This window comes from Metapseudomonas phytobenefica, from assembly GCF_043392685.1.
Lineage (GTDB): Bacteria > Pseudomonadota > Gammaproteobacteria > Pseudomonadales > Pseudomonadaceae > Metapseudomonas.
Map to the genome: position 1 here is coordinate 32,450 of NZ_JBHZGM010000013.1, position 23,171 is coordinate 55,620.

Sequence of the window (23,171 nt, forward strand, 5' to 3'; positions counted from 1 at the left end):
AAACCTAGCAGGGAAAAACTACACGTAAATGTCATCGGGCGGCTATTCATCGGAAAGCATCCCTCGGCGCCATGACACTCCCGTCGCAGAGCCTTTGCAGACAAACGGTCCTTGCAACCTTCCCCAACGGGTACGTCACTTGCACTAAGGCCAGATCGAGGGGGGCCGCATGCCCAACGATCATCTCGCACCCGGATTCGGCGTCGAGGAAACCTTCTTCCTGGTGGACAGGAGCAGCCGCAATATCCCCACGCAGCTGCCGGATGGTTTCCTCCAGGCCGCCCGGAAGGCATTCAAGGACGGCTTCAGCCAGGAGATGTTCCAGAGCGTGGTGCGCCTGGACATGGTCCAGCCCAGCCTGCTGGAAATCGCCGAAGCCCGCGCCAGCCTGCTGGAACGGCGCACCCGCCTGGCAGCCGTCGCCCAGGAGTTTCAGCTGGCGCCGGTCTGCGCGGGCACCCATCCCTTCGCTGACTGGCACTCGCAGGCACCGTTGGATGACCCGCATTACCAGTCGGTCTTCGAAGAGCACCGGATGATCGCCCACCGCAGCCTATCCTGCGGCATGCGTGTCCAGGTCGTCGTGCCCGAGAACGTCGACCGCATCCTGGTGATGAACCGGGTGCTGGACTGGCTGCCCCTTCTGCTGGCCCTGAGTACCTCATCGCCCTTGTGGGGTGGGCGCCCGACCGGGCTGATGAGTTATCGCCAGGCACTCTGCGCGGAATGGCCGCACAAGGGCATCCCCGAACACTTCCCGGACGAACAGGCTTTTGCCGCCTATATGCAGTGGCTGATTGCATCGGGGTCGATCCGGCGGGAGTGCGACCTCAGCTGGCGCATCCGCCCTTCTCCACGCTTCCCGGCCCTGGAGTTGCTGGGCATCGACGCCTGCCCATCGGTGGAAGACGCCCTGTGCGTGGTTTCACTGTTCCGCGCCCTCGTCGCCTGGTGCATGGAGCAGACCGAAGATGTACCGCGCGACCCTCTGCTGCAACGCCTGATACTCAAGGAGAACCACTGGCGCGCCATGCGCTTTGGCATCCACGGCCTGTACCTCGACACCTCGGGCGAGGCCAGCCTGTCGGCCGGGGCCTGGCTGGCACGCGCCCATGCCTGCTTCGGGGAACGGGCAGAAGCCGAAGGGGACGACCTGGCCTTCACCCGTGGCCGCCACATCCTGCGCTATGGCAGCAGCGCTGACCGCCAGTTGCAGCGTTACCGCGAGGCCCTGCAGGCGGGCCTGCCCAGGCAGCAGGCGCTGGTTTCGGTGGTGGATGCACTGATTGCCGAGACCTGCGGTGATTAGCCTACCGGGCTCATCTTGAGCACATGCGAAATACTCTGCGTGCGGCCATCCCAGATGTAGCGGAAGTGCGCGCCCTGTACCGGCAGCGTCACCGCCGGCGGGCGGAAGGCGGCCACGCACTCGTGGCCCGGCAGGCGCACGCTGTTGTACAGCAGCCCCCACTTGCCGGCATTGCGGTGCTGCCCGGCAAAAGCCTGGCTGGTGCCATAGCTGGCCGGGTCCGGGTCGTGCAGCTCGACACGATCACGCACGTCAAGCATGGGCTGGACCACCCTGTTCACATAGGCGCGCAGGGTGATCTCGATGCTCGCCTCCTGGGTCGCACGCCAGAAGCGCTCTTGGTGGTAGCGGGTTTCAGCGATGGCGGCGTCGACCGAGCTGGCGCAGTAATAGACGCCGAAGGAACCATCGGAAAAACGGCTGGCGCGGCCGATGTGGGTGAACACGGCCATCACCACTGTGGCGCCGGCACCGCTGACGCGATCCTCGGGTGCCACGCGGGAAATCTCGCCCGCCTGGTCGCGCAGCCGGTCGTTGGTCATGGACTCGATGGCGTAGGCGATTTCCAGGTCCTCGGGGTCGAGGGTGTCCTCGAACACGGAGATGGGCGGAAAGCAGCTGTTGATCAGGCGGTAGGCCTTGTTCCATTCGGGAATCCGTTCGACCAGAAGCTCCTGTGTCATCAGCCACGCACTCCATCGAGATAGCGACGCACATCGGCCACATCCACCACCTGGCCACCCAGCATGTAGTCCAGCGCGCTGCGGCCGTTGAAGGGCGCGGCGCTGTTGGGCTTGTGCACCCATTCATAAGCCCGTGCTTCCTGGTTGCTGAACAGGATGCGCAGGGACTTGTGGATGCCCATCAGGTAGGAAATGCGCTCCAGGGTGTCGTGGGGCAGGCGCACGCTGGGCAGCTTCTTGTAGCTGAAATAGGTGGTATTGCCGATGGAACCCAGCAGGATGCGCTGTTGCTCCTTGGTGCAACCCCACTTGTCCATCAGGTTGAAGAAGAACTTCAGGGCCACGCGGCCCGCTTCGCCACCCTGGATATCCGGGCTGGCATGGCTGGCGGGAATGCTCATGGCGTTTCCTCGAGCAAGTGTCTTGCTTGCAAATCTACTCCTGATCCGAATTTTTTCAATAATTCAATTCATATAAGTAGTATTCACCCTCCCTCCTGGGCGGCCCCTCGGGCAATCAATGGAAAAAAGCGCCAATGTGCCCGAGCGCTTTCGACATAGGCCCCGACAGCCGTGCTGGCTAGAGTGCCGACGCACGCCACACGCGAGGCCCCGCCATGCTCGATGCCACCACCGCACGCCGCTCCCGCTACATGGAGAACCGCCACCTGGCACTGGCCCTGTTCGCCGAGCAGGGCTACGGCCAGGTGAGCATGCGTGACCTGGCGGCGCAGCTCGGCATCAAGGCCGGCTCCATCTATCACCACGTGGAAAGCAAGGAAGCGCTGCTGTTCGAGTTCATCGAGGAGCTCTACGAGCAGTTGCTGGAGAACGCCGCCCAGGCCGCCCGCCTGCATCGCGAGCCTACGGCGCGCCTGACCGCGTTGATCGACGCGCACCTGGCCCTGCACGAGCCCATGGGCCTGCACTTCCGCCTGGCCGAGCTGGAGGCGCGCTGCCTGTCCGGAGAGCGCCTGGAACAGGCACGCGATCTGCGCGCGGCCTATGAGCAAGCCTTGCTGGAGCCCCTGCAGGAACTCGCCGGCCAGCCCCTGGACGCCGCGGGACGCTGCGCGGTGGCCGGCATCGTCTCCCTGCTCAACCAGCTGCCGACCTGGCTCGATGCCAGCGGACTGCCAGCGGAGCAAGGGCAGGAACTGATGCAGCGGATGATCCTGGGGACGGTGCACGGGGCATTGCGCCTGCCCTGAGCCGCTGGAGCGGATTCATTAGCTATGTCTGCGTAGGAGCGAGCTCTGCTCGCGAATGTCCCACGCAGCGCATCGCGAGCAGAGCTCGCTACATCCTCCCGAACTCCGCGCGAAGGCAAGCGTTCTGGTTCCTTTCTGGCGTTTGAGAAAGAAACTCGCCTGGGAAGGCGAAACCAGAAACGTCCGCAGAACTCGGCAATCAGCCAGACTCGGCGATACCAGCAACAGTTAACGCAGACATATCCATTGAAATCCCCCCCTGCGACTTCACCAAATTCACCCGCTGCAACCCCCTTGTCGCTCACATTGCCTACTGTTTAAGTACCAGCAGCAGAGAAATCGCGATGTACGAACCCATCAATGCAGTCGTAGTCATGGGTGTTGCCGGTAGCGGGAAGTCAGCCGTGGCGCGGGCACTGGAGGTACGGACCGGAGCCAGGCTGATCGAGGGTGATGCGTTCCACCCCGACCGCAACATCCAGAAGATGAGCAGCGGGCAGCCCTTGACCGACAAGGACCGCGCCAGCTGGCTGCGCGCACTGGAAAAGCAACTGCAGCGGGCCGGGGTCGATGGCGAGCATCCGATCCTCACCTGCTCGGCACTCAAGCGCAGTTACCGCGACGGTCTGCGCCACGCCATGCCCGGCGTGGGATTCGCCTATCTGCAACTCTCCCCCGCCGCCGCTGCCGAGCGGATGGCCCGGCGCCAAGGGCACTTCATGCCGTGCAGCCTGCTCGATAGCCAGTTCGCCGACCTGGAAGAACCGCTGGACGAGCCGCTGACCCTGATACTCGACGGCACCCTGTCGGTGGGCGAACTGGCCAACGCCATTCACCAGTGGTGGCAGCAGCACGCGCCGGCCTGAGGCCAATCCGCCATCATCCAGTCTTCCGGGAAAAACGCTTAGAATCCCGCGCTTTGCCGTGGTTACAGGGATCGATCCAATGCTGTCTGCCATGAAACGCGCCCTCGCGCGTTACTTCCCGCGAACCACCGAATACCTGCGCGCCGAGAGAGAGGCCGCAGCCCAGCTGCGCAAGCCCACGCCGCGGGCGAAGAAGCCTGCCAATGGCGGCAAGGCCAAGGTCGCCGGCAACAGGAAGGCCGCCTCCGGCGATGGCCCCGGCAAACCGGAAAAGCCTGCCGACGACGGCATCTACCCCGGCGCGCGGATGAAGGCCACCGATGCCCAGCTGCAGGCCATGCGCGAACGGGTGGCCCAGGCCGTCGCCGCCGGGGTGGTCAGTCCGCCGTCCGATGAGCAGTGGGCGATGATCCTCGGCCGCGCCCCGCTCACCCGCATCTTCGCTGGCGCCGGTTCCGGCAAGTCCACCACCCTGGTGCTGCGGGTGGTGTTCATGCTTTGCCACATGGGCGTGGCACCGGAGCGTCTCACGGTCATTTCCTTTACCAATGCCTCCTGCGCCCAACTGCGCGAGCAGTTGCTGAAGGTCCTGGCCTTCTGGCAATTCCCCTTCGACGCGGCCCAGGCGCGCCAGTGCGTGCGCACCTTCCATTCGGCCATGGGCACCCTGGCCAAGGAGCTGCTGGGCAACCCGCGCTGGTTCGAACAACTGGACGACGCCGGCGCTGGCGAGCTGGACAATCCACTGCTGGCCGGCCGCCTGCGCCCGGCCCAGCAACGCCTGCTGCAACAGGCCTACCAGGATTGCTATGCCGCGGACGCGAGTTTCCGCGAGCAGGTCCACGACTTGCTGGGCCTGCCGCCCTTGCCCGCGGCGGACGAAGGCCAGCCAGCACGTATCCCCAAGGCGCCCCTGGATGGCTTCAAGCTGGCCGGCGAGTTCACCCCGCTGCCGCTGTTCGAGGCGTTCTACGTGCAGGCCGGTTTCATGGAGAGCATCGGTATCCGCGTCGATCGGCTGAAGCCCCGTGCCCTGGCCTGTTCGGTGCGGGAACGCACCTTCGTCGAAGCCTTGGTACAGTTCTGGAAGCACTTCGAGGCGCTGCTGCAACAGCAGGGGCTGATGACCTTCAACGCTGCCTTCCAGCGCCTGGGCCAGATGCTGGCCAAGGGTAACGGCCTGCCCGCCGACGCCCTGGCGCCTTTCAGTCATTTGCTGATCGATGAGTTCCAGGACATTTCGCCGCAGATCGTCCAGTGGCTGCAGGCCCTGCATCGCGGCCTGGCACGCCAGGGCGAGGCGGTGAGCCTGATGGCAATCGGCGATGACTGGCAATCCATCTACGGTTGGCGCGGCAGCTCGCCGGAGCTGTTCATGGACTTCGACCGGCACTTCCCCAGCAAGGGCAAGACGAAGAAGAGCACCGTGCTGACCCTGGCCACCAACTACCGCTCCATCGAACCCATCCTGCGCGACGGCGAGGCGGTGCTGGAAGGCGTGGCCTTCAAGCAGGCCAAGGCCAGCAAGGCGTTCAAGACGGTGCAGCCCGGCGACCACGGGGTGAAGCTGGTATCGCGCTTCGACCTCAAGACCCGCCTGCCGGAGCTGGTGCAGGAAATCCAGGCCAAGTGCGCCCATGTGGCCAGCCGTGCGAACGCCGATCGCAACCCGGTGCTGCTGCTTTCCCGGCGCAATGAGCCGCTTCGCCAGATCCAGGCCCAGCTCGACCCGGCGCTACCGGTGCGGGCCTACAGCATCCACCGCGCCAAGGGCTTGCAGGCGGAGGTGGCGATCATCGTCGACGACTGCGCACCAGCGGAGAAACACCCGCTGCGCAATGCGCTCTATGCCTACTCCGGCTTCTTCCGCAACAGCTACGACCAGGCGATGCAGGACGAAAGCCTGCGCCTGGCCTACGTGGCCATCACGCGGGGCGTGAGCCGGGTCATCTGGTATTCGAGCAAGGTGCAGGGAGCGGTCGAGGTATTGGCGCGACGGGGTTGAGGCAAGCCCCTGGAAGGGGCGAATCCCTCCATTGAAAAAGGTCGATCTCTTTCGCTCGGTCTGAACCGTAGGGTGCGCTGTGCGCACCGATTTCAGGCCTCACCGCGGCACCGGGCCAAACCGCCGGTGCGCACGGCGCACCCTACCCGATCGGCCTCATCCTGCCAGCCCGAGCATTCGAATCGTCACAGGACGTGGTTTCCCAAGTTCAAATGAATTCGCCCCAGAAAAGCGCAAAGGCGGGCCTGTGGCCCGCCGCTTACTGTATGAACGATCAGGAAGGTTGTTGCTCAAGCGCACCACTGGGCGCGACGGCGTTCTTTTCCAGCTTGGTGTAGACGAGCCAGGTCAGCAGCACGCCGCACGCCAGCACTGCCGAGAGGAAGTACAGGCCGGACGCGAGGCTGCCGGTGTACGCCTTGAGCGCGCCGATGCCGAACGGGCCGATGTAGCCCCCCAGGTTGCCGAACGAGTTGATCAGCGCAATGCCCGCCGCCGCACTGGCACCGGTGAGAAAGCGCCCCGGCAGCACCCAGAAGATCGCGGTGGTGGAGAACAGGCTGAACGCAGTCATGCTCAAGGCGGCCAGTTGCAGCACCGGCGAGTTCAGCCAGGCGCTGAAGAACAGGCCCAGTGCGCCGAGGATGTAAAGCACGATGAGGTGGCCGTAGCGATCATTCAGACGGTCCGAGCTGCGCGGCACCACCAGCAGGCCGATCACCCCGAACAGATAGGGCACCGAGGTGATGAAACCGGTGGCCAGGTCACTCCCGCTGAACTGATGCACCAGGGTCGGCAGCCACAGGCCGAGGCCATAGATGCTCAGGGTGCCCGGCAGGTACAGCAGCGCCAGCAGCAGCACGCGGCGGTCGGTCAGGGCGCGCAGCGGATTGGCGTGCTCGGTCTGGCCATATTCCCGGCGGTCCTTTTCCAGCTCGCTGCTCAACCATTGGCGATCCGCCTCGGCGAGCCAGCGGGCGTCCTTCGGCGCATCGGGCAGGTACTTCAGGGTCGGCCAGGCCAGCAGGATGGCCGGAACGCCGATCAGGATGAACAACCACTGCCAGCCGTTCAGGCCGCCCAGGCCATCGAGGCCGAGCAGCGCGCCCGACAGCGGGCCGGTAACCATCAGGGCGATGGGCTGGGACAGGATGAACAGGCCCAGCACCTTGCCGCGATGGCGCACCGGGTACCAGCGGGTGATGTAGTACAGCACGCCCGGGAAGAAGCCCGCCTCCGCCGCCCCCAGCAGGAAGCGCATCAGGTAGAAACTGTGGGCGCCCTGCACCAGCGACATGCCCACGGTGATCGCGCCCCAGGTGATCAGGATGCGCGCGAACCAGCGCCGGGCGCCGTAGCGTTCCAGCAACAGGTTGCTGGGCACTTCGAAGATGAAATAGCCGATGAAGAACAGCCCCGCGCCGAAACCGTACGCCAGGTCACTGATGCCGAGATCGGCGTTCATGTGCAGCTTGGCGAAGCCCACCGCGGAGCGGTCGATGTAGGCGACGAGGTAAAGCAGGATCAGGAAGGGAATCAACCTGAGCGTGAGCGTGCGAATGATCCGTGCGTCCGGATTCATGGCGGGTCTCCAGCTTGTTGTTTTTATGGGTCGGTTGCCTCGGCCCGGCGGGAGCATGGCAGGTTCCCGTCTCGGCCAGGTGGAGAAACAATATAGTAATACTTTTTGTCGATCAACGATTTCAAAAAAGCTTTTAATCGGGTAGATTCGTCAGCGTTTTTACTAATTAGTCATACAATAAGAGTGACCGCGACATGACTGAGAAGAAACCCACCCTCCGCTCTGCCCAGTGGTTCGGCACCGCCGACAAGAACGGCTTCATGTACCGCAGCTGGATGAAGAACCAGGGCATTCCCGACCACGAATTCCAGGGCAAACCTATCATCGGCATCTGTAACACCTGGTCCGAACTGACGCCCTGCAATGCCCACTTCCGCAAGATCGCCGAACACGTGAAGAAGGGCGTGCTGGAGGCGGGTGGCTACCCGGTGGAGTTCCCGGTGTTCTCCAATGGCGAGTCCAACCTGCGCCCCACCGCCATGCTCACCCGCAACCTGGCCAGCATGGACGTGGAAGAAGCCATTCGTGGCAACCCGGTGGACGCCGTGGTACTGCTGGCCGGCTGCGACAAGACCACGCCGGCGCTACTGATGGGCGCGGCCAGTTGCGACGTGCCGGCCATCGTCGTTACCGGCGGGCCGATGCTCAACGGCAAGCACAAGGGCAAGGACATCGGCGCCGGCACCATCGTCTGGCAGATGCACGAGGCCTATAAGGCCGGTGAAATCGACCTCAACGAATTCCTCTCCGCCGAGGCCGGCATGTCCCGCTCGGCGGGTACCTGCAACACCATGGGCACCGCTTCCACCATGGCCTGCATGGCCGAGGCGCTGGGCACTTCCCTGCCGCACAACGCGGCGATTCCGGCGGTGGACTCGCGCCGCTACGTGCTGGCGCACCTGTCCGGCATGCGCATCGTCGAGATGGTTGCCGAAGACCTTCGCCTGTCGAAGATCCTCACCCGTGAGGCTTTCGAAAACGCCATCCGCGTCAATGCCGCCATCGGCGGCTCCACCAATGCGGTGATCCACCTGAAGGCCATCGCCGGCCGCATCGGCGTCGAGCTGGACCTGGAAGACTGGACCCGCGTCGGCAAGGGCACCCCGACCATCGTCGACCTGCAACCCTCCGGGCGCTTCCTGATGGAAGAGTTCTATTACGCGGGCGGACTGCCAGCAGTGATCCGCCGTCTCGGCGAAGCCGGCCTGCTGCCGAACCCGGAGGCGCTGACCGCCAACGGCAAGAGCCTCTGGAGCAACTGCCAGGCGGCCCCCCAGTACAACGATGAAGTGATCCGTCCGCTGGACAAGCCCCTGGTGGCCGACGGCGGCTTGTGCATCCTGCGCGGCAACCTGGCGCCCCGTGGTGCCGTGCTCAAGCCTTCCGCCGCCACCCCGGCGCTGATGCAGCACCGGGGCCGCGCCGTGGTGTTCGAGAACTTCGACGACTACAAGGCGCGCATCGCCGATCCGGACCTGGACGTCGACGAAACCTGCGTGCTGGTGCTGAAGAATGCCGGGCCCAAGGGTTATCCGGGCATGGCCGAGGTGGGCAACATGGGCCTGCCGCCGAAGGTGCTGGCCAAGGGCGTCACCGACATGGTGCGGATCTCCGACGCTCGAATGAGCGGCACCGCCTACGGCACCGTGGTACTGCACGTGGCACCGGAAGCCGCTGCCGGCGGCCCCCTGGCGGCGGTGCGCAATGGTGACTACATCGAACTGGACTGCGCCAGCGGCCGCCTGCACCTGGACATAAGCGACGAAGAACTGGCCGGTCGCCTGGCCGACCTGAAGCCGGACACCAGCGCCAATATCTTCAGCAGCGGCTATGCGCGGCTGTATGTCGACCACGTGCTGCAGGCCGACCAGGGCTGCGACTTCGACTTCCTCGTGGGCTGCCGGGGCGCGCCCGTGCCGCGCCACTCCCACTGAAAGCCGGGGCGCCGTTCTGGCGCCCCCTCTCCCCTCGCCGTTATCATGCGCCGCATCATTTCAAAGCCGCGCGTCTTACATGGACTACCAGACCCCCAAACCCCGCAAGAGCATGCATGCCCGCATTGTCCAGGAACTGGGCATGCACATCGTTTCCGGCCGCTTCAAGCCCGAGGAAAAGCTGCCCCTGGAAGCCACGCTCTGCGAGGAATACCAGGTCAGCCGCCCGGTGCTGCGCGAGGCGACCCGCGTGCTCAGCGCCAAGGGCCTGGTCTATTCGAAGCCCCGCGTCGGCACCGTGGTGCGCCCGCGCAACGAATGGCACCTGCTGGACCCGGACGTTCTCTACTGGCTGGTGCAGAGCACGCCGCAGAGCGAGTTCTTCAATACCCTGGTGGCGGTGCGGCGCATCCTCGAACCGGAAATCGCCGCCCTGGCCGCCACCACCGCCACCGATGACGACATCGCCGCCATCGAAGACGCCTACCGGCGCATGGAGGCCGCCCAGACCCGCGAGCAGCTGCTGCAGCCGGACCTGGATTTCCACCGCGCCATCGCCGAGGCCACCCACAACGATCTGCTCGCCTACATGTGCAACATGCTCTCGCTGCCGCTGCGCGAATCGATCACCGTGACCAACCTGCGCCCCAACATCCAGCAACTCGCCCTGCCCCGCCACAAGGCCATCCTCACCGCGATCAAGAACCGCGACGCCCTCGGCGCGCGCCATGCATCACTGGTGCAGCTCGATGACACCCGCGTCGCCCTCGATACGGTGATGAACGAGCTGACGCCGCTCTGAGGGAGTGCTGACATGTCCAGGCCTGGCAAATGAGCTGCACCAGCCGAAAGATCGACCAGCTGCGCCGGCAGATCCCGAATTTCGCCTGCGTGCCCGGCTGTCACGACTGCTGCGGGCCGGTGACGGCCTCGTCGGAGGAAATGTCGCGACTGCCGGTGAAGAGCGACGCGGAACATGACGCCGCCCTTGCACACTGGAACTGCGTGCACCTCGGCCCGCAGGGCTGCGAAGTCTATGACCAGCGCCCGCTGATCTGCCGCCTGTTCGGAACGACCCCGAGCCTGCCCTGCCCGCGAGGCCGAGGCCCGGATACACCGACCGAGCCTCAGGTCGTTCAGCAGGTTCACGAGCTGATCGCCAGCACCCGCCAGGTACTGGTCTAGCCGCGAAACCATGAAAACCTCGCTGGTGGCGCTGCCAATCCCGGCGCCAAGCGTCGGTGCCGAAAGGCGAACCTGCGGTCCGCTTTCGCGATTGAAATCGCCCACACTGATCAGGGCCGCTTCCGTGGAAGGCGGCTCGACCTGGGCCTTCGGAATCGCGGGCCTACCCACCCTCCGTCGGCGAACGGGGCCGCTGTCATGAAATGAGAAACCGCTGTCGCCGGATGCACGGTGCCCGGGTTTCCCTTCACCCTAGAGTGCCCGCCATTCACCGCAGGCAGGGCCGAGGGCCCGGAAACTCGAGAGTCGCCATGAGCAAATCCAATCCAACGTCCCAGAACAGAACAACGACCAAGCGACGTCCGGCCGCCGGCCGAACCCGCCGCAGCCGCAAGGATGCCGATCTCCCGGGAGACGCCGAGCAGCACGAGCTGATCGGTACCGCCACCAACCAGACCCTGGCTGGCAACCCGCTGGTCAGCGTACGCGCCGCCGACCTGGCCAGCTCCGCCGGCTACCTGCTCAAAGCCGTGGGCAAATCGCCCCTCAAGGCCGGCTATCACCTTGGCGGCTACCTGAAGGAGATGGGCGCCATCGTCCGGGGCAAGTCCAGCATCGCGCCAGACCCCAGGGACAAGCGCTTCGCCGATCCGGCCTGGCAATCCAACGTCTTCCTGCGCGGCCTGCTGCAGAGCTACCTGGCCGGCCAGAGCGAGTTCAGCCGCTTCATCGAATCGGCCGATCTGCCGCCCCTGGAAAAGAGCCGTGCGCAGTTCGTCGCTTCGCTCCTGGCCGATGCGGTGGCGCCCAGCAACTCGCCGCTGACCAACCCTGCCGCCCTGCGCAAGATGCTGGACACCGGCGGCATGAGCCTGGCCCGGGGCGTTCGCCACTTCACCCATGACATGCTGAACAATCGCGGTCTGCCGGCGCAGGTCGACAGCACGCCGTTCAAGGTCGGGGAAAACATCGCCACGGCCAAGGGCGAGGTGGTGTATCGCAACAAGATGTTCGAGCTGCTGCAATTCGCGCCGACCACGGCGGACATGTTTGCGCGGCCCCTGGTGATGTCGCCGCCGCAGATCAACAAGTACTACGCCATCGACCTGTCGCCGGAAAAGAGCCTGATCAAGTGGGTGCAGGACAGCGGTGTGAACCTGTTCGTCATCAGTTGGCGCAACCCCACGGCCAAGCACCGCGACTGGTCGCTGTCCGACTACGCCCTGTGCCTGGACCAGGCCGTGGACGTGGCGCGCCAGATCACCGGCAGCCCGGACGTGAACATGTGGGGCTCCTGCTCCGGCGGCATCACCCTGGCGGCCTACCTGGGCTGGCTGGCGGCGCGCGGCGAAGGCCACAAGGTGGCCAACACCTGCTGGGCCGTATGCGTGCTCGACATGCCTTCGGCGCTGGGCGACACCACCCTCGGCCTGTTCACCACGCCGTCCGCCCTGCGCGCGGCCAAGGCCAGCTCACGGCACAAGGGCGTGCTGAGCGGCCAGGACATGGCACGGATGTTCGCCTGGATGCGGCCCAACGACCTCATCTGGAACTACTGGGTGAACAACTACCTGCTGGGCAACAAGCCGCCGGCGTTCGACATCCTGGCCTGGAACAACGACACCACGCGCCTTCCGGCACAGCTGCACGCGGACTACCTCGACCTGGTGCAACAGAACCCCTACAGCAACCCGGGCACTCTTTCGATCGCCGGCGAGTCCATCGACATGACCCAGGTCCAGGTGGGCGCCTACGTGATCGGCGGCACCACCGACCACATCACGCCCTGGCAGGGCTGCTACGGCACCGCCCGCCTGTTCGGCGAGGACGCCACCTTCGTGCTGTCCAACGCCGGCCACCTGCAGAGCCTGGTCAACCCGCCCGGCAACCCTAAGTCGTACTTCTATTCGGCGCCGGCCAACGCCGACGATCCGGAAACCTGGCTGCAGAACGCCGGGGAGCGCCACGAGGGCAGTTGGTGGCCCCATTGGCGCGAGTGGATCCAGCAACGTTCGGGCGACAGCGTCAAGGCGCCGAAGAAAGCCGGCTCGCGCAAGTACCCGCCACTCTGCCCCGCCCCCGGCCTCTACGTGATGGAACGCTGAGGCCGCGAAGTGAAGCAACGCCGGGGCGAGATCAGCCCCGGCGTTGCCGCAGCTCGATAAACAGGCCTTCGACCTTTTCCCGCGCCCAAGGCGTCTTGCGCAGGAAATTCAGGCTGGACTTGATGCTCGGGTCGCTCTTGAAGCAGCGGATATCGATGCGCCTGGCCAGGCCGTCCCATCCGTAGTGCTCCACCAGTTCGTTGAGCAGCTTTTCCAGCGTGACCCCATGCAGCGGATTGTTCGGGGTGTGGGTCATGGCGGGCCTCGTTCAGTCTGCGAAAGCGCTGGAGCTTAGGGCCACGCCTCGCCGTTGGCCACTCCCGCCGCTGCGCCGGGCCGGGGCAAGGCCTGCCGGTGAACCCGGACCATCCATTCATCGCCAACAGCGATGCGATTGCGCCCGGCAGGTACGCTCAACAAAGTCCGGGAGAGGACAAGGCTTGGTCACCACGGATCACCGCCTCCGTCTCAGGCACCTTCTCCGTGCCCAGGTCCGTGGTGACCTTTCTTCCCCTTCAATCACTCCTGCCGGTCGCCAAACCGCTCAAGGGAGGCGCGGTGTCAGCCGGCTGTCTTGAGGCACCGGGAACGGGAAGCCGAGCACCGGGAACTTGCCGCGTACCCGGTTCTGCGCCTGGCAATTCTGGGTGCAGTTCGTCGGCGGCAAGCCAACCTCGACCGAGTCTTCACCCAGTACACCCCCCATCCGGCCACCGCTGGCCACACGCCAAACGGTCAGGCCACCAAATTGACTGAGGCGGGTGGCAACCTGCGGGCTGTCGCGTCCGACCAGTTTGGGCGACAGGTCATTGGCGAAATTGACCCGTGGCGTCACCGGTACCGGGTAGCACTGCGGGGTGAAGTTGGGCGGCGTGCACAGCGGCAGTGGCGGCGGGTTCCTGAAGTTGGGGTTGTCGAAGTAGAACACCCCGTCCGCCAGGATATGGGTGATGTCCGTCGGGAGACCGTCGGCACGTTCCGGCTCCATCTGGAAGATGCCGCCCTGGGCGCAATCCTTGGCCTGGATCTTCATGCTGACGCCGGGGCCGCTCCGTTGCAGCTCCACTTCGGTGTCGTCCACCTCGACCTCCAGATTGCCATTCAGGGCCACAGCACCGAGGTTGGGCGTCTTGCTGGCGAACAAGGTGGTCGGTACGCCACCGGTCATATCCAGCGGATTCGGCGCACCGGTCAGGGTGTAGTTGCGAACGCCCAGGGTGGCCGCATCGACCTCGAAGGTCACGTACTTGCCCTGGACCAGGAAGCTGGCGCCCACCGCGTTGGCGGGCACCACGGTTTCCGTTGAGCCGGAAAGCGTTCCGCTGGGAAGCAGGACCGAGAATCCGCCGCCCTCACAGCCGGCACTCTTCGCCGCCTGGGCCTGCTGGCCGATTAGGCCGAGGGAAAGCGCCAGGAAAGCGGCCAGTGGAGCACGCAAGGGAAAGGCCTTCGTGGGAACGAAGGCGGTCGCAGCGTCAGATGAAACAGTTCGGGAGTTCATTTCGTCACCTCTTGTCGGATGAGTCTTTGATTTCCTCACCGCTCACAGGAGCGGCCGGCCAACCGGCGCGGGCATCTGACTTCAGCTTGAAATGCAACAGCGGTGAATCCGCTCGTTCCTTCAGAACCAGTTAGCAACATATGTGGGAAATTTTCCCACGCCTCGTAACGCTAGTCCTATGTGCCGGAGAGTCAACGACCGAATATCGGTGTCGGAAACAATTCGCAGCGGGCCGCTATCGCGCTGGATGGCTTCCGACGAATGGGCGCTCCCCGTCGTGGCTGCCGTTGCCGTTCTGAGTTCCGCCGTCCGGCTGAGCGCAAGCGTCCAGCCGCGGGAGACGGGCAACGGGTGGGCGACTGGGTCGCCCGCCCTTCCCCAGCGATTACTTGAACAGTTCGGCGTTGGCCGCCAGGACTTCCTCCGCGCACTGCGCATCGAGGTGGCCGCCCGGCGCGCCGGCCACGCCGATGGCGCCGATCACGGCATCGCCAGCCTTCACCGGCACGCCTCCGCCCAGCAGCAGGAAGCCGGGAATGTCGGTGAGGTTGGCAGCGCCCGGGTTCTTCTGGGCGTTTTCCATGATAGTCAGGGTCGGGGTCTTGGCGGAGGCGGCGGTAAAGGCCTTGGTCTGGGTGGCTTCGATGGTGTGCGGGCCGGCATTGTCGGCGCGGGAGAAGGCTTTCAGCAGGCCGGCGCGGTCCACCACTGCGGCACTCACGTTGTAACCCTTGGCCTGGCAGGCGGCGACGGTGGCGGCGGCCAGCTTCTGGGCATCGACCGTCGAGAGATTGCTTTCTTTCAGCACGGCGGCATTGGCGGCGCCCGCGAAGGTCAGGGTGCAGAGCAGCGCGGCAAGGGAATAACGAGACATGGCTACGTCCTTTTCGGGAGTCGATTTCAGGAGTAGCCAGTGTGGCGAGCGCGCGCCGGGGGCGGTATTCGCCCGATTACGCTGCCGCCTCCGTAGCGCTACGGAGACGGTGAGTCCAGCAGAGTCGCGTACTGGCGGATGAGCTGCGCCAGAGAGTCAGCCTCAAGCTTGGCGAAGACGTTGGCCCTGTAGGTTTCCACGGTGCGCGGCGACAGGTCGAACTCGCGCGCGATTTCCTTGTTGCTCATGCCCTGGACGATGCGCACCAGCACGTCGCGCTCGCGCCCGGACAGGCGCGCCAGGCGGTCGACGGCCGCCTGGGTCACCGCCTGGCGCTCGCGGCTGGCGACATGGCTGCGCACTGCGGCCTGCACCGCATCCAGGAACACATCGTCATCCACCGGTTTTTGCAGAAACTCCATGGCGCCGCCCTTGAAAGCCCGGCGGCACAGGTCGACGTTGCCGTGACCGGTCAGCATCACCACCGGCAGATCGGACACCTCCGCCAGCCGTGCCAGCACATCCAGCCCGCCGATGCCCGGCATGCGGATGTCCAGCACCACGCAACCGATGGCCTGCGGCGACAGCGCGGCGAGGAAGGCCTGGGGATCGCCATGACCCTCGCTGCGCAGACCGACGCTACGCAGCAACAGCGCCAGCCCTTCGCGCACGGCATCGTCGTCGTCCACCAGGTATACGAGCGGGGAATGGGCGGGAAGGCTCATGCATCGGCTCCGGCAAGGGGCAGGCGCACGCTGAAGCAGGCCCCCCGGGGTTCGAGGTTGCGGACGCTCATGCGCCCGTCCATCGCGCCGGCCAGCGTCTCGCACAGGGCCAGGCCCAGCCCCATGCCTTGGGGCCGCGTGGTGTAGAACGGCTCGAACAGCCGCGGCAGGGCTTCGGCATCGATGCCGGGGCCGTCGTCGCTGACGCTGAATACGTACTCGCGGCCTTCGACAGCGCCGACGAGGACGATGCTCCGCGTGCCCGCAGCGTCGGCGGCATTCTGCACCAGGTTGTGCAGGATCTGTTCGAGCGCTACCGGGTCACCCAGCGGACGGGCGCCGGCGCTTGCGTTGCGCCAACTGAGGCGGATGCCGCGACGGGCCAGTTCGCCTTGACGCAGGAACAGCAGCGAAGCCGCCAGCGCGTCGGGATCCACCGCCCTGCGTGGCGAAGGCGAACTGGGTTTCACCAGTTCGCGCATGCGGCTGATGATATCGGCCGCGCGGCGGGCCTGGCCGGCGCTGGCGAGCAAGGCCTGACGGACCGCCGGGCGCTCATCTTCGTCATCGAGCAGGCGTTCGGCGGCGCGCACCTGGGCGAGGATGGCGGTCAACGGCTGGTTCAATTCGTGGGCGATACCCGCCGCCATTTCACCCAGGGTGCCAAGGCGCGTCATGGCCGCCAGGCGAACCGCCTCCTGCTGCCGCCTGGCTTCAGCGCGCGACTGCTGCCAGGCCGTGGTGCCGGCTGCCAGCAGGCAACTGGCGGCGGCCCAGGCCAACCACGCGGCCCAGGGCCAGTCGGAGAGCGTCAGCGTACGCCAGCTGTGTACGGGAAAGGGTTGACTGACCGCGCCCAGCGGTTTGTGCAGGTCGATCTTCAAGCCCGCTGAGCGGGTGGACTGACGCGCCAGCAAGGTGAGCGGCCCTGCCCCCACGTCCAGCGTCAGCATGGCCAGCGAAGGCGGGAAATCCGCGGCGGGAATAAGCTGCCGGGCGTCCAGCAACAGGCTCCAGCCCGACGGGGCCACCAGCCAGTAGCGGGCCTCGTCAAGCGCCAGCGTGACCGGTCGCCCCAGTTGTTTCGCCTGCTCGACCCTGGCCGCCAGCCCTGGCGGAGAGTCGGTGCTTCCCGCCCAGGCGCCGTCGCGCAGGTAGCCCAGCCCCAGCAACTGCGGCATGGACGGTTGCAGACTCGGCAGCAGGCGCTCGGGAATCGGCGGATGCGACAGCGCGGCCAGGGTGGCCAGCACCGCTTCGTGCTGCACGGTCTTCTGGCTGAGCATGCGCTGGGCGATGCTGGTGTCCTGGAAAAAACGCTCGTAGCGGTCGGCGTAGTCCTGCCAGCCGATCCAGGCAGCGATGGGCCAGAACAGGACCAGCCAGAGGACGAAGGTGCGGGGAAGCGTCAGGGGTTTCACCAGCGGCATCATGCCCTGCCGCCTCGAAAATCGACCATCCGTACGGCTACGGAGGCAGGAAGTGAAATGTCGATTGCTGGCATCCATTCAGTCCGGTTGCGCAAATGCGCCATTGTTTCATGACCGCAGTGAGCATGGACGCACCCGTGCGCAATGGCCAACCCGGCTTCGTTGTGGGGGCGATTTCAATCGCGAATGAATTCGCCCCCACAACGAACCGCCAATCGAGGTGAGTATGAAAACAGCCTAGGCCACGGGAATCCTCGGGTCGGCGGCGGCCAGGGCGGTGGCGCGGTCGGCTGCCGGCGGGTAGATCCACTGGGTATTGATCTGCATCTTGAGCTCCTTGGCTTCCTGCCTAACCAGCTTGAGCTGGCGGTCCCAGCCTTCGGTGAACACTGCGCCCCAGGCGCCGAGGTCCAGGCAGGTCACGTACTTGGGCTGGCGATACGGTGTCGGCAAAACCCCGAGCAGGTCGGCGGCGGCATTGTTGCCCGCATGCCGGCCGAGGGAAATCGCGTGCTGGCAGGACATCGCCGCGAAATTGCCGAGGTCGTCGGTGGCGGCATAGGCAACGTCGCCGGCGGCGAAGACCTTGTCCTGGCCTGACACCTTGAGGTGCTCATCGACGTGCAGCCGCCCCTGCGCATCGCGCACGCTGGTCATCTGCTCGGTCAGCGGACTGGCGCGGAAACCGACGGTCCAGATCACCGTCGCCGCCTCGATGCGCCGGCCATCGGCCAGGGTCACGCCGTTCGCGTCCACCGCCGCCACGCTGGCGTTGACTACCCATTCGATGCCCAGGTGGCGGGACGCCTCGATGATCGACGGGCGAATCCCGTCGCCCAGGGCGGCACCGATCTGCGGGCCACGGTCGACGACTATCACCTGGATGTCCTGGTCATGGCCGAGCACGGCCTTCAGGCGCGCCGGCATCTCGGTGGCGGTTTCGATGCCGGTGAAACCGCCACCGGCCACCACCACCGTATTGCGTGCGGCGCTGTGGGGCCGCTCCTTGAGGGAGTGAAGGTGGTTCTCCAGGCGCACTGCCGATTCGATCTGGTCGACATCGAAGGCATGGGCGTCCAGGCCAGGCACATTCGGACGCACGAGCTGGCTGCCGGTTGCCAGCACCAGGCGGTCGTAGTGCAGCTCGGCCTGCTGCCCATTCTCGTCGATGTAGCCGACGGCCTGCGCCTGTTCATCGATGCGATTGGCCGTGCCCATGACGAAGCGGATGCCCACCGAATCGAACAAGTCGTCCAGCGGCGCGAACATCCGCTGCACGTCCGGCTCGTAGAAACGCGGACGTATCCGCAACTCTGGCTGGGGCGCCAGCAGGGTGATATGCACGTAGTCACAATCGCATTGGTCCAACAGGCGAGCGGCGCTCAAAGCGCTCCAGACTCCAGCGAATCCCGCACCGACGATCAGAATGTTTTTCATGGTCTGCTCCGAAGACAAGGTCAGGTAACGACGGATGTTCAGCCGGACAGATAGTCAGTCCGGTGCGGGGAGCCGAATACTCACTTCGATCGATAGCTGCTCTTGGGCGGAATGATGGTGCGGCTTGCGACAGGTGCTATGGGGCGAGGTCTGGCGAGCCTCATTGTTCACCCGGAGGCTCCCTCTCCAACCCTGCTCGGCGCAGAATACGCAAGCGCATTTCCCCTCGCGCTTTCCGCTAAAAGGCAGACCCTGGATGAAAACCCCCGGCGGCATGTTGCTGACCGGCATCGAACTGGACCGCTCCAGTCCGGTACCGCTCTATCGCCAGCTTTACTTGCAGGTGCGCAAGCAGATTCTCTCCGGCCGGCTACCCGGCGGAACCCGCCTGCCCTCGACGCGCACCCTGTGCAAGGAGCTGGGGTTGTCGCGCATCACCCTGCTCAATGCCTTTGACCAGCTGACCGCCGAAGGCTTCCTGGCAACCCGGACAGGCGCCGGCTCCTACGTCGGCGATGAGTGGGAAGGACGCAATGCGGCGGCCGACAAGCCGCGCAAGCCGCCGCGCCTGTCCAGCATGAGCCAGGCGGTGCATTCCCTGCGCAGCGACCATTTCAGCGGCGTGTCCTATAACGCCTGGGCGCCGGACTGCCCGACCTCCTTCCTGCCCAGCCACCCCGCCTACGACGCGTTTCCCATGCTGGTGTGGAAGCGCATGATGAACCGCCACCTGCGCAAACCGGGCAAGGCTGATCTCGGCTACGGCGAACTGAAAGGCCTGCTGCGCCTGCGCGAGGCGATCGTCGAGTATGTGGCCGACGCCCGTGGCATCGAGTGCAGCGTGGACCAGGTGATCATCACCTCGGGAGCCCAGCAGGCCTTCAACCTGCTCGGCATGCTTCTGCTCAACCCCGGTGACAACGTGTGGATGGAGGACCCCGGCCATATCGCCGCGCGCATCGCCTTCCAGGCCATGGGCTGCCAACTGGTGCCCCTGCGCATCGACGAGCAGGGCCTGGACGTGTCGCAGGGGCTGCGCGAATGCCCGGAGGCGCGCCTGGCGTTCACCACGCCCTCGCGCCAGCACCCGTTGGGCACCACCATGAGCTACGCGCGGCGCCAGGAGCTGATCGACTGGGCCGGACGCAGCCAGGGCTGGATCATCGAAGACGACTGCGACAGCGAGTTCCGCTACGTCGGCCGCCCCCTGCCGGCGCTCTACGCCATGGACCAGTGGGACAAAGTCATCTACGTCGGCACCTTCAGCAAGGTGCTCTACCCTTCGCTGCGCCTGGGCTACGTGATCCTCCCGGAGGATCTGGTGGAGCCGTTCTGCGCAATCCGGGCGGTCATGGACCGCAGCCCTTCCACGCTGCACCAGGCCACCACCGCCGACTTCATGCTGGACGGCCACTTCCTGGGCCATATCCGGCGCATGCGCAACCTCTACCAGGCGCGCCAGGCCTGCCTGGTAGAAGCCTTGCAACGCCATCTGGGCGGTTTCCTGTCGGTCACGCCGGTGGAAGCCGGCCTGCACCTCATGGGCTGGTTGCCCGAGGAGATGGATGACGATGCCCTGGCTCGCGGGCTCGCCGACCAGCAGGTGTACACCTACGCCCTGCGCGATTATTGCATCCACCGCTACCTGCCACCGGGGTTGTTGCTGGGCTTCGGCGCCATACCGGAAACCCAGGCTGAACAGCGTGTGCGGGAGTTCGTGCAGGCCCTGCGCGCCATCGGCGTGGGGGTCTGAACCCACGCCGCACGGACGACCAAAGTGGCTATATGAACTAAACAATAATGGCTATAGGTATAGCGCCATTCCGGAGCGATAAAGGCACTGCCGGCCACCCCGGCGCCGTTATCAGGAATGACAATAATGAACGCTATCCAAGCCCGATTCGCCGCCCTGCTGAGCCATAACGCCGAGGCGGACAGCGCCCCCCCGCTACTCACCCCCGAACTTGCCCGCCGCCTCCTGGAACGCCTGGACAGCATGCGCCTGTTCGCCCACGGCTATCCGCTGCTGACCAACCTCACCCAGGGACGCGTCACCCCCGAAGACATGCTCGATTTTGCCTACCGGCACGAGCTAGACGGCCTCTCGCTGCACCTGCTGGACGGCGAGCACAACAGCCTTTCGCGCATGTCCGCCAAGCGCCTCGAGGCCTTCGCCGACAAGGCCCGCGCGCTGGAGCTGGACGTGCATGTCGAGATCAGCAGCACCCTGCCTGAAGACGTCGACCAGGCGGTGGCCGTGGCCCGGGCCATCGGCAGCCGCAACATCCGCGTCTACTCCCGTTACGAGGGGCACCTCTCGCGCGTGATGGACCTGATCGAAGACGACCTGCGGCGCCTGGCGCGGCTGGCCGACGAGCACGACCTCAACTTCGACTTCGAACAGCACGAGGAACTCAAGAGCGACGAGATCGCCACCCTGCTCGGCCGGGTGGGCCACCCACGGCTGAATGCCCTGTTCGACTTCGGCAACATGATCAACGCCTGCGAACAGCCATTGCCGGCCCTGGCCAACCTCGCCCCGTTCATCCGCCAGGTGCATCTCAAGGGTGTGCGCGTGGTGCCGGAACAGAACGGCTTCGGCCACTACGGCGTGCTCCAGGGTAGCGCCGACGACCAGTTGCCCGGGGCGCGCATGCTGCTGGAACTGCTGCTGTTGGGCGAAAGCACCCCGCAGGTGGTCGCCTTCATCCTCGAACAGGAAAACCACTACATCGCCCCGGCGTTCCGCCAGACCGACGAAGACCGCGACCCCTTCATCCCCTACCGCGAAATGAGCGAAACACCGCTGCCTGCGGGCTACAGCCTGGAACGCATGCTCGCCGACGAGCATCGCTGGGCCAACAACCAGGTGCGTTACATGCGCGGCCTGCTGGCCGAGCTGCGCCTGCTGGCCGAAATGGCGCTGGACGACGCCGAACGCATCTGACCGGCCGCGCAATCGGCCCTTCGATAACTCTGGAAGCTGTGGAGAACAACAATGACAGCACAGGCCAAAGCCAAATGGCTCCGTTTCCTGGTCCTCGTCCTCGGTGGCGGGACCATCTACAAACTGGCGAACCTCAAGGACGCCTTCTACATCCCGATGCAGGAACACATGGGGCTGACCCATACCGAGATCGGCACCCTGCTCAGCGCGAATGCCATCATCGCCACCGCGTTGTTCGTGGTGGGCGGCTTCCTGGCTGACCGTTTCGAGACACGCAAGCTGATCCCCCTCGGGCTGGTCGGCACCGGCGCCCTGGGCCTCTACCTGGCCAGCTTCCCCGGCTTCAGCCAGCTGCTGATCGTCTTCGCGCTGCTGGCCGTGTGCGCCGACTGCATCTTCTGGCCATCCCTGCTCAAGGCCATCCGCAACCTCGGCGATGACGGCGAACAGGGGCGCATGTTCGGCTTTCTAGAAGGTGGCCGTGGCGTAGTGGATACGCTCGTCGCCTTCTCCGCCCTGGGGGTTTTCGTCGCCCTGGGCTCCGGCGCCGCCGGACTGAAAGCCGCCATCCTGTTCTATTCGGGGATCGATATCGTCGTCGGCCTGCTCACACTGTTCCTGCTCAGGGACTCCCGCCAGGCGAACGGCAACCGTGAGCCCATCGGCCTCGCCGGCCTGATGGAAGCGGTGCGCATGCCCGGCATCTGGCTGGTCAGCCTGAACGTGTTCATGGTCTACATCGTCTATTGCGGCCTGACCTACTTCATCCCCTACCTGAAGGAGATGTACCAGCTGCCGGTCGCCCTGGTCGGCGCCTACGGCATCATCAACCAGTACTTCCTCAAGGTGCTGGGCGGCCCGGCTGGCGGCTTCATCGCCGACAAGGGGCTGAAGAGCCCCAGCCGCTACCTGAAGTGGGCATTCCTCGCGCTGCTGCCGCTGATGGCGGTGATCCTCAGCATCCCCAAGGGCGAGAGCTACATCTATGCAGGCATGGCCGCCACGCTGTCCTTCGCCCTGGTCGTGTTCACCATGCGCGGCGTGTTCTGGGCGCCGATGAGCGAAGTCGGAATCCCCTCGCGAATCAGCGGCTCGGCTTTCGGCATCGGCTGCCTGATCGGCTACGCGCCCGGCATGTTCGCCTACATCATCTACGGTGCACTGCTCGACCAGTACCCGGGCGAACAGGGCTACACCTACGTGTTCACCCTGATGAGCGTGCTGGCGGTAATCGGCTTCCTGGTTTCCAGCCTGCTGCAACGCTCGGTGAACAGGCGCGTCGCCAGCGCTGCCGGTGAATCCCTGGCCTGATGCTGTTCATCCAGGCACCGCCAACGGGGTGTCGCTGTTGTTGTAGGAGCGAGCTTGCTCGCGAAGA

Annotated in this window: 20 protein-coding genes; 11 read left to right on the forward strand and 9 right to left on the reverse strand. The window is 65.4% G+C overall.

Features of this window, described 5'->3' with window-relative positions; translation table 11 throughout:
• Positions 1-169 precede the first annotated feature (169 nt).
• Positions 170-1,309, forward strand: coding sequence for a carboxylate-amine ligase (locus ACFW0B_RS12630; protein ID WP_449148584.1), 1,140 nt, complete (start codon positions 170-172; stop codon positions 1,307-1,309).
• Here the strand turns inward: ACFW0B_RS12630 and ACFW0B_RS12635 are convergent.
• Positions 1,306-1,992, reverse strand: a complete 687-nt coding sequence (locus tag ACFW0B_RS12635; protein ID WP_449148586.1) for an RES family NAD+ phosphorylase — start codon at positions 1,990-1,992, stop codon at positions 1,306-1,308. The two genes, ACFW0B_RS12630 and ACFW0B_RS12635, sit on opposite strands and share 4 nt — an antisense overlap.
• On the reverse strand, positions 1,992-2,393 hold the full coding sequence (locus tag ACFW0B_RS12640) for an MbcA/ParS/Xre antitoxin family protein (protein WP_449148588.1): 402 nt from the start codon (positions 2,391-2,393) through the stop codon (positions 1,992-1,994). Before ACFW0B_RS12640 ends, ACFW0B_RS12635 begins: the two co-directional genes overlap by 1 nt.
• A gap of 215 nt (positions 2,394-2,608) precedes the next feature.
• On the opposite strand from ACFW0B_RS12640, the gene ACFW0B_RS12645 reads away from it, so the two are divergent.
• From ACFW0B_RS12645 to ACFW0B_RS12655, 3 genes are all read left to right on the forward strand, one after another.
• Positions 2,609-3,202, forward strand: coding sequence for a TetR/AcrR family transcriptional regulator (locus ACFW0B_RS12645; protein WP_449148590.1), 594 nt, complete (start codon positions 2,609-2,611; stop codon positions 3,200-3,202).
• Between the two features lie 344 nt (positions 3,203-3,546).
• Positions 3,547-4,068, forward strand: a complete 522-nt coding sequence (locus ACFW0B_RS12650; RefSeq protein WP_449148592.1) for a gluconokinase — start codon at positions 3,547-3,549, stop codon at positions 4,066-4,068.
• Between the two features lie 79 nt (positions 4,069-4,147).
• Entirely contained in the window at positions 4,148-6,073 is a 1,926-nt protein-coding gene (locus tag ACFW0B_RS12655; RefSeq protein WP_449148594.1) for a UvrD-helicase domain-containing protein, read from the forward strand.
• 274 nt (positions 6,074-6,347) lie between these two features.
• On the opposite strand, the gene ACFW0B_RS12660 is transcribed toward ACFW0B_RS12655, so the two are convergent.
• Positions 6,348-7,655: an MFS transporter gene (locus ACFW0B_RS12660; RefSeq protein WP_449148596.1), complete on the reverse strand. Its 1,308-nt coding sequence runs from the start codon at positions 7,653-7,655 to the stop codon at positions 6,348-6,350.
• A 194-nt stretch (positions 7,656-7,849) separates the two neighbouring features.
• On the opposite strand from ACFW0B_RS12660, the gene ACFW0B_RS12665 reads away from it, so the two are divergent.
• The 4 genes from ACFW0B_RS12665 (at position 7,850) to ACFW0B_RS12680 (ending at position 12,879) form a co-directional block, all read left to right on the forward strand.
• Positions 7,850-9,589 (forward strand): IlvD/Edd family dehydratase, encoded by a 1,740-nt coding sequence (locus tag ACFW0B_RS12665; RefSeq protein ID WP_449148598.1) that lies wholly within the window; start codon positions 7,850-7,852, stop codon positions 9,587-9,589.
• Positions 9,590-9,668: 79 nt separating this feature from the next.
• Positions 9,669-10,391, forward strand: coding sequence for a FadR/GntR family transcriptional regulator (locus ACFW0B_RS12670; protein WP_449148600.1), 723 nt, complete (start codon positions 9,669-9,671; stop codon positions 10,389-10,391).
• 29 nt (positions 10,392-10,420) lie between these two features.
• A complete protein-coding gene (locus tag ACFW0B_RS12675) occupies positions 10,421-10,774 on the forward strand; it encodes a YkgJ family cysteine cluster protein (protein WP_449148602.1) in 354 nt (117 codons plus the stop codon).
• Positions 10,775-11,085: 311 nt separating this feature from the next.
• Positions 11,086-12,879, forward strand: coding sequence for an alpha/beta fold hydrolase (locus ACFW0B_RS12680; protein WP_449148604.1), 1,794 nt, complete (start codon positions 11,086-11,088; stop codon positions 12,877-12,879).
• A gap of 31 nt (positions 12,880-12,910) precedes the next feature.
• On the opposite strand, the gene ACFW0B_RS12685 is transcribed toward ACFW0B_RS12680, so the two are convergent.
• The 6 genes from ACFW0B_RS12685 to ACFW0B_RS12710 all read right to left on the reverse strand — a co-directional run bounded on the left by ACFW0B_RS12685 (position 12,911) and on the right by ACFW0B_RS12710 (position 18,846).
• Positions 12,911-13,135 carry a VF530 family protein gene (locus tag ACFW0B_RS12685; protein WP_449148606.1) on the reverse strand — a complete coding sequence of 75 codons (225 nt, stop codon included), beginning with the start codon at positions 13,133-13,135 and terminating at the stop codon, positions 12,911-12,913.
• A 288-nt stretch (positions 13,136-13,423) separates the two neighbouring features.
• Positions 13,424-14,317, reverse strand: a complete 894-nt coding sequence (locus ACFW0B_RS12690; protein ID WP_449148608.1) for a hypothetical protein — start codon at positions 14,315-14,317, stop codon at positions 13,424-13,426.
• Between the two features lie 448 nt (positions 14,318-14,765).
• Positions 14,766-15,254, reverse strand: coding sequence for a GlcG/HbpS family heme-binding protein (locus ACFW0B_RS12695; protein WP_449148610.1), 489 nt, complete (start codon positions 15,252-15,254; stop codon positions 14,766-14,768).
• Positions 15,255-15,352: 98 nt separating this feature from the next.
• Positions 15,353-15,979 (reverse strand): response regulator transcription factor, encoded by a 627-nt coding sequence (locus ACFW0B_RS12700; RefSeq protein WP_449148612.1) that lies wholly within the window; start codon positions 15,977-15,979, stop codon positions 15,353-15,355.
• On the reverse strand, positions 15,976-17,412 hold the full coding sequence (locus ACFW0B_RS12705) for a sensor histidine kinase (protein ID WP_449148614.1): 1,437 nt from the start codon (positions 17,410-17,412) through the stop codon (positions 15,976-15,978). Before ACFW0B_RS12705 ends, ACFW0B_RS12700 begins: the two co-directional genes overlap by 4 nt.
• A gap of 234 nt (positions 17,413-17,646) precedes the next feature.
• Positions 17,647-18,846, reverse strand: a complete 1,200-nt coding sequence (locus ACFW0B_RS12710; protein ID WP_449148616.1) for an NAD(P)/FAD-dependent oxidoreductase — start codon at positions 18,844-18,846, stop codon at positions 17,647-17,649.
• 256 nt (positions 18,847-19,102) lie between these two features.
• Here ACFW0B_RS12710 and pdxR point away from each other — a divergent pair, with 256 nt between their 5' ends.
• The 3 genes from pdxR to ACFW0B_RS12725 all read left to right on the forward strand — a co-directional run bounded on the left by pdxR (position 19,103) and on the right by ACFW0B_RS12725 (position 23,104).
• On the forward strand, positions 19,103-20,599 hold the full coding sequence (gene pdxR / locus ACFW0B_RS12715; protein WP_449148618.1) for a MocR-like pyridoxine biosynthesis transcription factor PdxR: 1,497 nt from the start codon (positions 19,103-19,105) through the stop codon (positions 20,597-20,599).
• 126 nt (positions 20,600-20,725) lie between these two features.
• A complete protein-coding gene (locus ACFW0B_RS12720; protein WP_449148620.1) occupies positions 20,726-21,793 on the forward strand; it encodes a sugar phosphate isomerase/epimerase family protein in 1,068 nt (355 codons plus the stop codon).
• A 51-nt stretch (positions 21,794-21,844) separates the two neighbouring features.
• A complete protein-coding gene (locus tag ACFW0B_RS12725) occupies positions 21,845-23,104 on the forward strand; it encodes an MFS transporter (RefSeq protein ID WP_449148622.1) in 1,260 nt (419 codons plus the stop codon).
• The last annotated feature ends 67 nt before the right edge of the window (positions 23,105-23,171 follow it).